The 13,802-nt window shown below is 39.7% G+C and carries 13 protein-coding genes, 2 rRNA genes and 1 riboswitch; all 15 genes read right to left on the bottom strand.

Annotation, left to right across the window (positions count from 1 at the left end; all coding sequences use genetic code 11):
- Window positions 1–27: 27 nt before the first annotated feature.
- Window positions 28–1,302 (bottom strand): phosphoribosylamine--glycine ligase, encoded by a 1,275-nt coding sequence (purD, locus tag LJC66_RS01275; RefSeq protein ID WP_230931667.1) that lies wholly within the window; start codon window positions 1,300–1,302, stop codon window positions 28–30.
- 13 nt (window positions 1,303–1,315) lie between these two features.
- Window positions 1,316–2,854 carry a bifunctional phosphoribosylaminoimidazolecarboxamide formyltransferase/IMP cyclohydrolase gene (gene purH, locus LJC66_RS01270; protein WP_230931666.1) on the bottom strand — a complete coding sequence of 513 codons (1,539 nt, stop codon included), beginning with the start codon at window positions 2,852–2,854 and terminating at the stop codon, window positions 1,316–1,318.
- Window positions 2,855–2,957: 103 nt separating this feature from the next.
- On the bottom strand, window positions 2,958–3,536 hold the full coding sequence (gene purN, locus LJC66_RS01265) for a phosphoribosylglycinamide formyltransferase (RefSeq protein ID WP_014461934.1): 579 nt from the start codon (window positions 3,534–3,536) through the stop codon (window positions 2,958–2,960).
- Window positions 3,533–4,570, bottom strand: coding sequence for a phosphoribosylformylglycinamidine cyclo-ligase (gene purM, locus LJC66_RS01260; protein ID WP_013081441.1), 1,038 nt, complete (start codon window positions 4,568–4,570; stop codon window positions 3,533–3,535). Before purM ends, purN begins: the two co-directional genes overlap by 4 nt.
- Before the next feature lie 26 nt (window positions 4,571–4,596).
- Entirely contained in the window at window positions 4,597–6,012 is a 1,416-nt protein-coding gene (gene purF, locus LJC66_RS01255; RefSeq protein WP_013055041.1) for an amidophosphoribosyltransferase, read from the bottom strand.
- Window positions 5,988–8,219 carry a phosphoribosylformylglycinamidine synthase subunit PurL gene (purL, locus tag LJC66_RS01250; RefSeq protein WP_195695580.1) on the bottom strand — a complete coding sequence of 744 codons (2,232 nt, stop codon included), beginning with the start codon at window positions 8,217–8,219 and terminating at the stop codon, window positions 5,988–5,990. The genes purF and purL overlap by 25 nt, the downstream gene beginning before the upstream one ends.
- A complete protein-coding gene (gene purQ / locus LJC66_RS01245; protein ID WP_013055039.1) occupies window positions 8,203–8,889 on the bottom strand; it encodes a phosphoribosylformylglycinamidine synthase subunit PurQ in 687 nt (228 codons plus the stop codon). Before purQ ends, purL begins: the two co-directional genes overlap by 17 nt.
- Entirely contained in the window at window positions 8,886–9,137 is a 252-nt protein-coding gene (purS, locus tag LJC66_RS01240; RefSeq protein ID WP_013055038.1) for a phosphoribosylformylglycinamidine synthase subunit PurS, read from the bottom strand. The genes purQ and purS overlap by 4 nt, the downstream gene beginning before the upstream one ends.
- Before the next feature lie 7 nt (window positions 9,138–9,144).
- Window positions 9,145–9,852 carry a phosphoribosylaminoimidazolesuccinocarboxamide synthase gene (purC, locus tag LJC66_RS01235; RefSeq protein WP_013055037.1) on the bottom strand — a complete coding sequence of 236 codons (708 nt, stop codon included), beginning with the start codon at window positions 9,850–9,852 and terminating at the stop codon, window positions 9,145–9,147.
- Window positions 9,853–9,926: 74 nt separating this feature from the next.
- Window positions 9,927–11,219: an adenylosuccinate lyase gene (gene purB / locus LJC66_RS01230; protein ID WP_013055036.1), complete on the bottom strand. Its 1,293-nt coding sequence runs from the start codon at window positions 11,217–11,219 to the stop codon at window positions 9,927–9,929.
- On the bottom strand, window positions 11,216–12,361 hold the full coding sequence (gene purK / locus LJC66_RS01225; RefSeq protein ID WP_013081438.1) for a 5-(carboxyamino)imidazole ribonucleotide synthase: 1,146 nt from the start codon (window positions 12,359–12,361) through the stop codon (window positions 11,216–11,218). Before purK ends, purB begins: the two co-directional genes overlap by 4 nt.
- Window positions 12,354–12,842: a 5-(carboxyamino)imidazole ribonucleotide mutase gene (gene purE / locus LJC66_RS01220; protein ID WP_013055034.1), complete on the bottom strand. Its 489-nt coding sequence runs from the start codon at window positions 12,840–12,842 to the stop codon at window positions 12,354–12,356. The genes purK and purE overlap by 8 nt, the downstream gene beginning before the upstream one ends.
- 128 nt (window positions 12,843–12,970) lie before the next feature.
- A riboswitch (purine riboswitch) is annotated at window positions 12,971–13,072 on the bottom strand.
- A gap of 84 nt (window positions 13,073–13,156) precedes the next feature.
- Window positions 13,157–13,357, bottom strand: a complete 201-nt coding sequence (locus LJC66_RS01215; protein ID WP_230931665.1) for an NETI motif-containing protein — start codon at window positions 13,355–13,357, stop codon at window positions 13,157–13,159.
- 167 nt (window positions 13,358–13,524) lie between these two features.
- A 5S ribosomal RNA gene (gene rrf, locus LJC66_RS01210) occupies window positions 13,525–13,640 on the bottom strand.
- A gap of 63 nt (window positions 13,641–13,703) precedes the next feature.
- A 23S ribosomal RNA gene (locus LJC66_RS01205) occupies window positions 13,704–13,802 on the bottom strand; the annotation flags it as partial.

Raw genomic sequence — 13,802 nt, 5'->3', positions numbered from 1 at the left:
AAAAAGGAGAGCCTAAGCTCTCCTTTTTTATTTTAAAGCTGCTTTTGTTAATGCACGATGGCCGATGTCTCTGCGGTAGAAAAAGCCTTTTTCTACATCGATATGAGCCATTTGCTTGTATACTTCTTGCTGCGCTTCTTGAAGAGTTGCTCCTTTAGCACCTACTAATAGAACACGGCCGCCGTTTGAAACGTATGTGTCGTTTTCTAAAGCTGTACCAGCGTGGAAAACAAGCGCGTCTTCACTAATCGCATCCAAACCGTTAATTGGCGCACCCTTTTGATAATCTTCTGGGTAGCCTGCTGCTGCTAATACGATTCCGATAGCCGCTTCATCATCCCATTCAATTTCTACTTTTTCTTCTTTCAAAATGCGAAGAAGCACGTCGACTAAATCGCTTTTCATACGCGGCAGTACGACCTGTGTTTCAGGATCTCCAAAACGCGCATTAAATTCAATAACTTTTGGTCCTTTTTGTGTTTGAATCAGACCAGCATATAGAATTCCTGTATACTCACAGCCTTCTTCAGCTAATCCTTTAGCCATTGGAAGTAAGATGTTTTCTACAGCCTCTTGTACTTCTGCATCACTGATTTGCGGAACAGGAGAGTAAGCTCCCATGCCTCCTGTGTTCGGACCTTGATCGCCGTCAAAAGCACGCTTATGATCTTGTGCAATTACCATTGGATATACATTTGTACCGCGTACAAATGCCATTAATGAAAATTCTTCACCATCCAAAAATTCTTCTACAACTACTTTTGCACTTGCTTCTTTAAATTTTTGGTCAACTAGAAAATCACGTAATGTATCTACAGCTTCTTCCACTGTTAAAGCAACAGTTACACCTTTACCAGCCGCTAAGCCGTCTGCTTTAATAACAATTGGAGCGCCTTGCTTTTCCACATATGCTTTTGCTTCCTCGTAAGACGTAAATGTTTCATACGCTGCGGTTGGAATATCATACTTTTTCATGAGCTCTTTTGCAAAGCTTTTGCTTCCTTCAATCATCGCTGCTTGTTTGCGCGGTCCAAAGACTGGAAGACCTTCTTGTTCAAATCGATCAACAATGCCTTCAATTAGCGGATTTTCTGGTCCAACAATTGTTAATCCAATCTTGTTTTCTTTTGCAAATAGCACAAGCTCTTCTTGGCTGCTTTCATCGATTGGTACAATCGTTGCCACATCTCTCATGCCCGGATTTCCTGGTGCTACAAACACTTCGTTAACAAGTGGACTTTTTGAAGCTTTCCATGCAATTGTATGCTCTCTTCCGCCTTTTCCAATAACTAAAACATTCACGTTCTTCACCTCATTAATGTTTAAAATGTCTTACGCCTGTAAATACCATTGCAATGCCGTATTCATCTGCTTTTGCAATTGACTCTTCATCACGAATTGATCCGCCTGGCTGAATAATAGCTGTGATTCCTGCTTTAGCTGCTTCTTCTACTGTATCGCCCATTGGGAAGAACGCATCTGAACCTAAAGCTGAACCTTGTGCTTTTTCACCAGCTTGTTCAATCGCAATTTTTGCAGCGCCTACGCGATTCATTTGACCAGCCCCTACGCCGATTGTCATGTCATCTTTTGCAAGTACAATAGCATTAGACTTAACATTTTTAACAACTTTCCATGCTAATTTTAAATCTGCCCACTCTTTTTCTGTTGGCTCGCGTTTCGTTGAAACAGTAATCGTTGCATCATCAAATCCGAATACATCTTCATCCTGAACAAGCACGCCGCCTTTTACAGATGTTAAGAAAGCTTCTTTTTCTGCCTTTTCATCAAGTTCGATCGTTAGTAAACGAAGGTTTTTCTTAGCTGTTAATACATCTAATGCTTCTTGATCGAACGCAGGAGCAATGATGATTTCTAAGAAAATTTCTTTTAACTGAATAGCCGTTTCACGGTCGATAGGACGGTTAGCTGCTACGATACCGCCAAAGATAGATGTAGGATCCGCTTCGTATGCTTTTTGATAAGCTTGAGCAATTGTTTCACCCACACCTACACCGCAAGGATTCATATGTTTAATCGCTACGATAGCCGGCTCTTTGAATTCTTTTACGATTTGAAGAGCTGCATTTGCATCGTTGATATTATTGTATGATAACTCTTTTCCATGCAGCTGCGTAGCTGTTGCAATAGAACCTTTTTGTGTTAACGGCTTTTTATAGAAAGAAGCTTGTTGGTGAGGATTTTCTCCGTATCGTAAGCCTTGAACACGCTCATACGTTACTGTTAATTTCTCAGGAGTTGTTTCACCTGTAATGTTTGTTAAGTATTCAGCGATTAATGCATCATAAGCTGCCGTATGACGGAATACTTTTGCTGCTAATCGTTGATTGGTTTCAAATGAAACATTGCCATCAGCTTTTAACTCTTCTACTACGGTTGCGTAATCGCTTGGATCTACTACAACTGAGACAGAACGATAGTTTTTCGCAGCTGAACGAAGCATTGTAGGTCCACCGATGTCAATATTCTCAATCGCTTCAGCAAGCGTTACATCCTCTTTTTCAATTGTCTTTTTAAATGGATATAAGTTTACAACTACAAAGTCGATTGGCGAGATATTATGCTCTTTCATTTGTGCTTGATGCTCTTCATTATCGCGTAACGCTAATAAGGCACCGTGAACGTTAGGATGCAATGTTTTTAAACGACCGTCTAAGATTTCTGGGAAATCAGTTACTTCAGAAATTCCGATAACGTCAATGCCGTTTTCTTCTAGAGTACGCTTTGTACCGCCAGTTGAAATAATTTCTACTCCTAAGTCCTTTAATTCTTGTGCAAATGAAACAATACCTTCTTTATCAGATACGCTAATAAGTGCGCGTTTTGCTGTCATTTTGTAAACTCCTCCTGATCCGATCTCTCATTTAAAATCTTTCTTTCACTACTACTCTACCATAGTAAAGGATTAAAACTTTTTTGACAAGGTTACATCCTATTTATTTAACTGCGGCTTGTTCAAATAATTCATTTAGTACCGCGGGATAAAATTGATGTTCAATTTCATGAATGCGGGCCTCAACGGTTTCTCTTGTATCGCCTTTTTCAATGCGAATAGCCTGCTGATCAATAATTGGTCCTGTATCCATTCCTTCATCTACAAAATGCACGGTAATTCCAATCACTTTTACTCCTGCATCAAAAGCTTGACCAATAGCATCAATCCCAGGAAATGCAGGTAAAAGCGACGGATGAATATTAACAATACGATTTTTGTATGGCTTAAGCAACGTCGAACCAACTAATCGCATATATCCTGCTAAAACAAGAAATTCTACTTTAGCTGATGTAAGCTCTGCAAGAATTGCTGCTTCATACGCTTCTTTATTTTCATAGTTTTTAGGCGAACAAACAAAGCATGGTATTCCACATGCTTTTGCTCGTTCAATTACGTATGCATCGGGTTTATTGCAAACAACAAGCGCAATATTTGCTTTTAATCGACCTGACTGAGTTGCTTCGTAGATGGATTGAAAGTTACTGCCGTTTCCAGAAGCAAACACTGCAATATTTATCATGCAAACGTCCCTCCAGCAAATTCAACACCTGTTCCTTCTTTTACACGTCCGATAACAAATGCTTTTTCGCCTTCGTTTTCAATTGCTTCAATGACTTTATTCATATCTTCAGGTTCAACAGCTAAAACAAATCCGATTCCCATGTTGAATACTTCGAACATTTCTTTACGGTCCAGCTTGCCTTGCTCTTCAAGGAAATCAAACACGTATGGAATTGGCCAAGAACCGTAATCAATTTCTACACCTAAACCTTCAGGAAGCATACGAGGGATATTTTCAACAAACCCGCCTCCAGTAATATGAGCCATACCTGCAATCTTAGCTGCATGTAATGCTTTTAGGACAGGCTTCACGTATATTTTTGTTGGCGTTAATAACTCAACTCCAAGCTTTTCGTTAAAACCAGCGTAAGTTTCTTGAAGATTTAATCCTTGATCATCAACGATTTTACGTACAAGAGAGTAGCCATTGCTGTGAATACCGCTAGATGAAATACCGATCAACAGCTGTCCAGCTTTAATCTCATCTCCAGTAATAATTTCTGACTTTTCTACTGCTCCTACTGTAAACCCTGCAAGATCATATTCATCTTCTTCGTATAAACCTGGCATTTCAGCTGTTTCTCCGCCAATTAACGCACAGTTAGATTGTTCACAGCCGTCTGCAATTCCTTTTACAATCGATTCAATTTTTTCAGGAACTGCTTTCCCGCAAGCAATATAATCTAAGAAGTAAAGAGGCTCTGCTCCTTGTGCTAAAACGTCGTTTACACACATGGCCACTGCATCCACACCGATTGTGTCATGCTTATCCATCTGAAAAGCAAGTTTCAATTTTGTTCCTACTCCATCTGTACCAGAAACAAGAACAGGCTCTTTTAAATTCAATGTAGATAAATCGAACATTCCGCCAAAGCCGCCGACTGTTCCCATAATACCTGCACGAGCAGTGCGTTCTACGTGCTTTTTAATACGTGAAACAGCTTCATATCCTGCTTCTAAGTCAACTCCAGCTTGTTTATATGAATATGACATGTTGTCACTCCTTTTTTACGTTAAAACTAACAAGTTACCTTTTCATGAGGGTGTACAGTATCTGGATAAATTTCAGTTGGATACTTTCCAGTGAAACATGCCATACACTGTCCGCCGTTGCCTTCATACTGTCTGCCGATTGCATCTACTAACCCTTCGTTGCTTAAGAAAACAAGTGAATCAGCTTCAATCAATTCACGAATTTCTTCAACAGAGCGCGTAGCAGCAATTAGCTCAGAGGATGACGACGTGTCAATTCCATAAAAACATGGATTTTTGATAGGTGGTGAACTGATGCGTACATGTACTTCAGTTGCTCCTGCTTCTCGAAGCATACGAACAATGCGACGGCTTGTTGTGCCGCGAACGATAGAATCATCTACCATGACAACACGTTTACCCTCTACAATTTTACGTACAGGAGACAGCTTCATTTTTACACCTTGTTCACGCAATTCTTGTGAAGGCTGAATGAACGTACGGCCTACGTATCGATTCTTAATTAAACCTAATTCGTATGGAATTCCTGACTGTTCTGCAAAACCAATCGCTGCTGAAATACTTGAATCGGGAACGCCTGTTACAACGTCTGCTTCAATCGGTGACTCAACTGCAAGTTGTTTCCCAAGGTTTTTACGAGCAGAGTGAACATTGATTCCATCAATATTGCTATCTGGTCTTGAGAAATAAATATATTCCATACTGCAAATTGCGCGGTTTACGTTTAATGTGAAACGTTCTGATTGAATACCTTCATCGTTAATAATGAGTAATTCACCCGGCTCTACATCACGCTCATGAACTGCTCCAACAATATCGAACGCACATGTTTCAGAAGCTACTACATAAGCATCACCTAATCGTCCAATTGATAACGGACGCAATCCGTGAGGGTCAAGTGCAACCATCATCGTATCTTCTGTTAAGATAACGAATGCGTATGCGCCTTTAACCATGGATAAAGCATTTTTTACTTTATCTTTCATATCTTCATAGCCGCTTCGTTTAATTAAATGAGCAAGTACTTCTGTATCTGATGTTGATTGAAAAATACTCCCTTGGTTTTCCAGCTGATGCTTTAATGCATTTGCATTAACCAAGTTTCCATTATGAGCTAACGCAAGGCTTCCGCTATGAGAGCGGAAGTGAAGGGGTTGAACATTTTCAAACCCTCCGCCTCCAGCTGTTGCATAACGAACGTGTCCAATTGCTGCTTTACCGTTTAGTTGCTCTAACTCTCCGTGGCCAAATACTTCGTTAACAAGACCGACGCCTTTCATTACTGTCACTTTTTCTCCGTCTGTTACAGCAATACCAGCGCCTTCTTGTCCGCGGTGCTGCAAGCTATGCAAACCGTAATAAGCAATCTGGCTTGCATTTTCATGTCCCCATACACCGAATACGCCACATTCTTCGTTTAAGCCTTTGATTTCAGCAAGCATGGAAGCGCTCCTTTCCAAGCAGTAGTTAATTCTTCAACTGATAATTGAACAAGAACATTTTCTTGATGTTTAACAGTTAATGTTGCGTCTTCTGTTACGCGTCCTACTAATGTTACATCTTGTACAAGCATTTCGAATTTTTCTTTATTCTCTGGAGAAACCGTTACGATAAAACGCGATTGTGTTTCACTGAATAGCTCTGCTGTTGCTTCGCCGTCTACCGTTACGTCTATACCTAATCCGCTGCCGTTCATCACTTTTTCAGCTAGGGCTACCGCGAATCCTCCTTCTGCAATATCGTGAGCAGATTGAACTGCACCTTCACGAATTGCTTGAAGAAGCTGATCTTGACGTGTTTTTTCAACTGCTAAATCTAATTTAGGTGAATGCCCAAATACCGTACCGTTTTCTAGTACTTTTTGAAGCTCAGTACCTGCGAATTCTGCTTCTGCTTTACCAATAACATAGATTAAGTCATCTTTTTGCTTCGCATATTGAGTTGTAATATGGTTGATATCGTCGATCAAACCAACCATTCCGATAACAGGAGTTGGGTAAATTGCTTCACCTTTTGTTTCATTGTAAAGAGATACGTTACCGCCGATAACCGGAGTCGATAGCTCACGGCAAGCGTCGCTCATACCGTCTGTTGCTTTTTCAATTTGCCAGAAGATTTCTGGTTTTTCAGGGTTACCGAAGTTTAAGCAGTCTGTAATTGCAAGAGGCTGTGCACCTGAACATACAAGGTTACGAGCAGCTTCTGCTACTGCAATACGGCCGCCTACTTCTGGGTCTAGGTATAAATAGCGAGAGTTACAGTCTGTTGTCATCGCTAATGCTTTATTTGTATCACGTACACGAACAACCGCCGCGTCAGATCCAGGAGATACAACTGTGTTTGTACGTACTTGATAGTCATATTGGTTGTAAACCCACTCTTTGTTTGCAATAGTAGGCTGTTTTAAAAGTGTTACTAACATATCACTGTGATTTTCAACAGTAGGAGCATATGCTGACTGCTCTTGGAACTCACGATAGTATGCTGGCTCTTGAGATGGCTTATGGTATACCGGTGCATCTTCTGCTAATGCATCTACAGGAACATCTGCTACTACTTCTCCGTTATGAGTTAAACGAAGGCGCTTATCGTCGGTTACGTGACCAACTGAAACAGCTTCTAATCCGTATTTTTCTACGATTTCTACAATTTCGTTTTCACGGCCTTTTTCAACAACGATGAGCATGCGCTCTTGAGATTCTGAAAGCATCATTTCATATGGTGTCATACCTGTTTCACGCTGAGGTACAAGATCAAGGTTCATTTCAATACCAGAACCTGCTTTACTTGCCATCTCTGCTGAAGAACTTGTTAAGCCCGCAGCACCCATATCTTGAATACCGACTAAAGCGTCACACTTGATAAGTTCTAAGCAAGCTTCAAGAAGAAGTTTTTCCATAAATGGATCTCCTACTTGTACAGCAGGACGTTTTTCATCTGACTGATCAGATAATTCTTCAGAAGCAAATGTTGCGCCGTGGATGCCGTCGCGGCCTGTTTTTGCTCCTACGTACATAACCGTGTTGCCAACGCCTTTAGCTTGACCTTTTTGAATGTCTTCGTGATTAATTAAACCCACACACATAGCGTTAACAAGTGGATTTCCTTCATATGAAGCTTCAAACTGAATTTCTCCGCCTACTGTTGGGATTCCTACACAGTTACCGTAACCTGCGATTCCCGCTACTACTTCCTCAAACAAATGACGAACCTTTGGAGATGTTAATTCACCAAAACGCAAAGAGTTTAAAAGTGCAATCGGTCTTGCTCCCATTGAAAAGACGTCACGAATGATACCACCTACACCAGTTGCTGCTCCTTGATAAGGTTCAATCGCTGATGGATGGTTATGACTTTCGATTTTAAATACAACGGCTTGGTTGTCACCAATATCAACGATACCAGCTCCTTCACCAGGACCTTGTAATACTTTTTCACCCGTGATAGGGAATTTTTTCAGTACAGGCTTAGAGTTTTTATAACTGCAGTGCTCTGACCACATAACGGAGAATAAACCTGTTTCTGTATAATTAGGAGTACGACCAAGCAGTTGCTCTACATTCGCAAACTCTTCGTCTGTTAATCCCATGTCTCGATATAACTTTTGTTCTTTAATTTGCTCTACATTTGGTTCAAGAAGTAACGACATTTTGTTCCCTCCACTGCTTTACGATTGATTGAAATAATTTAAGTCCGTCCGCGCTTCCTAAAAGATCGCTTACCGCTCTTTCTGGGTGAGGCATCATTCCTAATACGTTGCCTGTTTCGTTCGTAATCCCTGCAATATCTTGAAGACTTCCGTTTGGATTATCACCTGCGTATTGGAAAAGAATCTGGTTGTTTTCAATCAATTTTTGTAACGTGTGTTCATCACAATAGTAGTTGCCTTCACCGTGTGCCACTGGAATAGCAATTACTTCATCTTTGCCATAAGCATTTGTAAACATTGTTTCGTTATTAGCTACTTTCAAATTCACTGTTTTACAGATGAATTTTAAGTTTTCATTACGGCGCATAGCACCTGGCAGTAATCCTGCTTCTAATAAAATTTGGAATCCATTACATACACCTAGTACTGGCTTTCCTTGGCTTGCTGCTTTTTTTACAGCGTCCATTACATTTGAGAAGCGAGCGATAGCACCTGAACGAAGGTAATCTCCATATGAGAAACCACCTGGAAGCAAGATACCATCATATTGATCTAATGATTCTGTATCGTGCCAAACGTAATCTACTTCTTCACCAAGCTCATCTTTGATAGCATGATACATATCGACGTCACAGTTTGATCCTGGAAAAACAATTACAGCAAATTTCACTGTACGACAACCTCCTCAACCTCGTAACGGTAATCTTCAATTACTGTATTAACTAAAAGCTTTTCACACATTTCTTTTACGCGTTCATCTAATGAATCTGTGCTGTCGATTGTTAGCTCTAAAAATTTACCGATGCGTACTTCTTCTACTTCTTCATAAGACATACGGTGCAATGAATTTTTAACGGCTACTCCTTGAGGGTCTAATACACTTTCTCTTAATGTGACAAATACTTTTACTTTATACATGGTTGGGTTATCCTCCGATTCGCTGTAAGATTTTTTCGTATGCTTCTGTTAAACCGCCTAAATCTCTGCGGAATACATCTTTATCTAATTTTTCGTTCGTATGAACATCCCAGAAGCGGCAAGTGTCAGGTGAAATTTCATCCGCTAAAATAATGTCGCCTTGAGAAGTACGGCCGAATTCTAATTTAAAATCTACCAAGAAAATATCTTTATCTTTGAAAAATTTCGATAATATTTCGTTGATTTGAAGTGCTTGTGCCTTTAAACTATCAATCTCTTCTTGAGTTGCAGCCTTAAGGAAAATCGCATGTTCTGCAAGAATTAACGGATCACCAAGCGCATCGTCTTTGTAATAAAGTTCAACGATTGGCTGTTCAAAACGAATACCTTCTTCTACGCCAATTCGCTTCGCAAGGCTTCCTGCTGTAGCATTTCGTACAACAACTTCAAGCGGGACAATTTCTACTTTCTTAACCGCTTGTTCATGATCTGAAAGCTGCTTCACAAAGTGAGTTGTAATCCCTTGCTCATGTAACATTGAAAATAGTAAACTACTAATTTGATTGTTCAACTGTGCTTTTCCGCTAATCTCCGCTTTTTTCTGACCGTTGAATGCTGTAGCTTCATTTTTATAAGCAACCCACAATACATCTTGCTCATCAGTAGCGTAAATTTTTTTCGCTTTTCCTTCATAAAGTAACTCTTGCTTTTCCATGCTGTCACCTCTACATACAGAATATTCAGATACACTATCTTAGATAAAGGCAAGGACGTGCCTTGCCTTTTTTATTAAAGACCTAAACGTTCAAAGATCATATCTACATTTTTTAAATGGTGCTTATGATCGAAGCAATCTTCAATCTCTTCTGGTGATAAGTGGCGAGTAATGCGCTCTTCGCCTTCAATTAAAGAACGGAAAGGAACTTGCGTTTCCCATGCTTCCATTGCTTTTGGCTGTACTAAGTCGTATGCTTCTTCGCGTACCATGCCTTTATTGATTAGTGTTAACAGCACACGCTGTGAGTAAATTAATCCTAGTGTACGATCCATGTTGCGCTTCATATTGTCAGGGAATACTGTTAAGTTTTTAACAATGTTTGCAAAACGATTTAACATGTAATTTAAAGCAATCGTTGCATCAGGTAAGATAACACGCTCTGCCGATGAATGAGAGATGTCACGCTCATGCCAAAGCGGTACATTATCATAAGCTGTAACCATATAGCCGCGAATTAAGCGAGCAAGTCCCGTTACGTTCTCAGAACCGATTGGATTACGTTTATGAGGCATTGCAGATGATCCTTTTTGACCTTTTGCAAAGTACTCTTCAACCTCACGTGTTTCACTCTTTTGAAGACCGCGAACTTCTACTGCAAATTTCTCAATAGATGTCGCAATCAACGCTAGTACTGACATATAGTGTGCATGACGGTCACGCTGTAATGTTTGCGTAGAGATTGGTGCTGGTGAAATTCCTAACTTCTCACATACGTATTTTTCAACGAAAGGATCGATGTTAGCGAACGTTCCAACTGCTCCTGACATTTTACCGAATTCCACTTCAGCTGCAGCACGTTTTAAACGCTCTAGGTTACGCTTCATTTCTTCGTACCATAATCCCATTTTCAAACCAAATGTCGTTGGCTCAGCGTGTACACCGTGCGTACGTCCCATCATAACCGTATACTTATGTTCTTGAGCTTTTTCCTTTAGTACTTCTACAAAGCGCTCTACGTCACTTAGCAAGATTTCATTAGCTTGCTTTAATAAATAAGATAGAGCTGTATCAACTACGTCAGTTGAAGTCAAACCGTAGTGTACCCACTTGCGCTCTTCACCAAGCGTTTCAGATACTGCACGAGTGAAAGCTACTACGTCATGACGCGTTTCTAATTCAATTTCATTGATGCGGTTAATATCAAAAGATGCATTTTGACGAATTAACTTCACATCTTCTTTCGGAATATGTCCTAATTCTGACCATGCTTCGCAAGCTAGAATTTCAACTTCTAACCAAGCTTTAAATTTATTTTCTTCTGTCCAAATAGCTGCCATTTCTGGTCTTGTATAACGTTCAATCATGTTGTTACTTCCTCCGTTCTTTCCCAAATTCCTAGAGATTCGGCTTTTTCTATCGCCTCATCTATCTTATCAGCTAATACCGTGATATGTCCCATTTTTCTCTTCTCTTTTGCAACTTTTTTTCCGTACAAATGCAAGTGCATATCATCTAAACATTCGATTTTTGCCATTGTGTTCTCAATATGTTCCCCTAATAGGTTAACCATAACAGCAGGTTTTAATAAAGTCGGCTGTGCTAGGGTCCAGTTACAAATGGCTCTTACATGCTGCTGAAATTGAGAAAGATCACAAGCATTGATTGAATAATGACCTGAATTATGAGGTCTAGGTGCCATTTCATTTATATAAAGCTGACCTTCTTCAGTTAGGAACATCTCAACTGCTAATGTACCAACTAAATCTAATCCTTTTGCTATTTCTTGCGCATATTGAAGAGCTTTCGCTTCTTGATCTGCTGTAATACGTGCCGGAACAATCGTTTGGTGCAAAATATGATGCTTATGAATGTTCTCAGCTACTGGTAAACATACCGTTTCGCCTTTTGCATTGCGGTGTACAATAACTGATACTTCTTTATCTAAGTTCATCCACTGTTCTACAATGCATTCCGACTGTGCTAATAGCTCAGCTGCTTCACGAATATTATTCTCATTTTTCACTAGAACTTGCCCTTTACCGTCATATCCGCCTCGGCAAGTTTTTACGACACATGGATAACCAATTGTTTCGACAGCTTTTAAAAGTTCTTCTTCAGTCGTAACGATTGCGTAATCAGGAACGTCTAGATTAAGCTTTGTAATCATTTCTTTTTCTAAACGACGATTTTGTGTAACGGCTAGTAAATGACTGCCTTGTGGCACGTAGCATTTTGTTTCTAGCCATTTCATCATCTCAACATCAACGTTTTCAAATTCATAGGTGATGACATCTGACACTTCAGCAAGCTGTTCAACCGCTTTTCTATCATCATAGTTGCCAATGACTTTAATATCTGCTACTTGACCGCAAGGAGAATCTTCTGTTGGTTCAAGCACTGCAATGTAATAACCCATTTCTTTAGCAGATAGTGCAATCATTCTTCCTAGCTGTCCACCGCCTACGATTCCAATTGTTTTACCAGGAGGTATAAGTAAATTAGACAAGTTGATCACTACTTTCTAACACGGATGATTTAATAGACTCTCTACGATTTTCAAGTTGATCACTTAACGTTGGATCCTGTGTTGCTAAGATTTGTGCTGCTAGCAGGCCTGCGTTCGTAGAACCAGCTTTTCCAATAGCTACTGTAGCTACCGGTACGCCGCCCGGCATTTGAACAATCGATAAAAGTGAATCTAAACCATTTAAGTTACTTGATTTAACCGGTACACCTATTACAGGTAAAATTGTTTTTGCAGCAATCATACCAGGTAAGTGAGCAGCGCCACCAGCGCCAGCAATAATAACTTTAATCCCTCGTTCTTTAGCAGTTTCAGCGTACTCAAACATATAATCCGGCGTTCGATGTGCTGATACAACTTTCTTTTCATATTCAATATTTAATTCATCTAAAATGTCACACGCATATTTCATAGTGCTCCAGTCTGACTGACTGCCCATTACAACAGCAACTTTTACATTCATGAATAAAAGCTCCTTTTTCACGTTATAAAAAAACCTAGGGTACGTTATGGCTCACTAAAGGAAAGCCACAACTACCCTAGGTTTCATGTATCAACATTCCTTTTGAAAAGGAATCATGTTTACCTATTTAGTAATTGTACTCTCCTCATAGTCCAATGATTTACGGTCATCGGGTAGAAACTCGTGGGCCATATTCCCACTATTATATGAGGTTTCGGATATCTCAATTGACAACTTAATAATAACAGCCAAACCAGAAAAAAGTCAACCCAAAAATCGAATGTTTACTATTTTTATCATTAAAATGTTCGTATTTAGAGACTTTTCCCTTCGAAAACAATCTGTTGCTTTACCGGAACATACTCTTTTTTACCATTTATTTCTTTTTCTTCAAAGATAGGCTTTTCCATGCGTCGAACGGGCATATACCCATCTTTTTTCATCCGATCTAAACAATTTGCGATTGTTTCATTTTCCTGTAATTCGTATAGTACTTTTTTTGATTTCTTACCCAAAATGCAGCCTCCAGTTTGAAAGAAGTTTCTTACAACGTCAAAAAGAACTTTTATAATAAAAAATTAAATGAATCCACTATAGTGTAACATAATTTAAAAGTTAAATTCACGCTGTAATTTTTAGAAACAAAAAAAGACTAGTCATTGAATGACTAGTCTTTTTATTGGCCTGGCAACGTCCTACTCTCACAGGGACAAAGTCCCAACTACCATTGGCGCTAAAGAGCTTAACTTCCGTGTTCGGTATGGGAACGGGTGTGACCTCTTCGCTATCGCCACCAAACAAGAGATTGTTCTCTCAAAACTAGATAACAGTTTGCTGAGTAAAGCTTACGCTTTTAAAAGTTTGGTTAAGTCCTCGATCGATTAGTATCAGTCAGCTACACATGTCGCCACGCTTCCACCTCTGACCTATCAACCTGATCATCTTTCAGGGATCTTACTA

The sequence above is a fragment of the Priestia sp. TSO9 genome (assembly GCF_021029645.1).
Lineage (GTDB): Bacteria > Bacillota > Bacilli > Bacillales > Bacillaceae_H > Priestia > Priestia megaterium_E.
This window is presented reverse-complemented; position numbering and strand designations above follow the sequence as displayed.

What these genes read in the sequence shown, in the direction of transcription:
- purH (WP_230931666.1), bottom strand. Translation starts at nt 2,854, where the DNA reads ATGACAGCAAAACGCGCACTTATTAGCGTATCTGATAAAGAAGGTATT.
- purN (WP_014461934.1), bottom strand. Translation starts at nt 3,536, where the DNA reads ATGATAAATATTGCAGTGTTTGCTTCTGGAAACGGCAGTAACTTTCAA.
- purM (WP_013081441.1), bottom strand. Translation starts at nt 4,570, where the DNA reads ATGTCATATTCATATAAACAAGCTGGAGTTGACTTAGAAGCAGGATAT.
- purF (WP_013055041.1), bottom strand. Translation starts at nt 6,012, where the DNA reads ATGCTTGCTGAAATCAAAGGCTTAAACGAAGAATGTGGCGTATTCGGT.
- purL (WP_195695580.1), bottom strand. Translation starts at nt 8,219, where the DNA reads ATGTCGTTACTTCTTGAACCAAATGTAGAGCAAATTAAAGAACAAAAG.
- purS (WP_013055038.1), bottom strand. Translation starts at nt 9,137, where the DNA reads ATGTATAAAGTAAAAGTATTTGTCACATTAAGAGAAAGTGTATTAGAC.
- purC (WP_013055037.1), bottom strand. Translation starts at nt 9,852, where the DNA reads ATGGAAAAGCAAGAGTTACTTTATGAAGGAAAAGCGAAAAAAATTTAC.
- purB (WP_013055036.1), bottom strand. Translation starts at nt 11,219, where the DNA reads ATGATTGAACGTTATACAAGACCAGAAATGGCAGCTATTTGGACAGAA.
- purE (WP_013055034.1), bottom strand. Translation starts at nt 12,842, where the DNA reads ATGAATGTAAAAGTTGCTGTTGTAATGGGCAGTCAGTCAGACTGGAGC.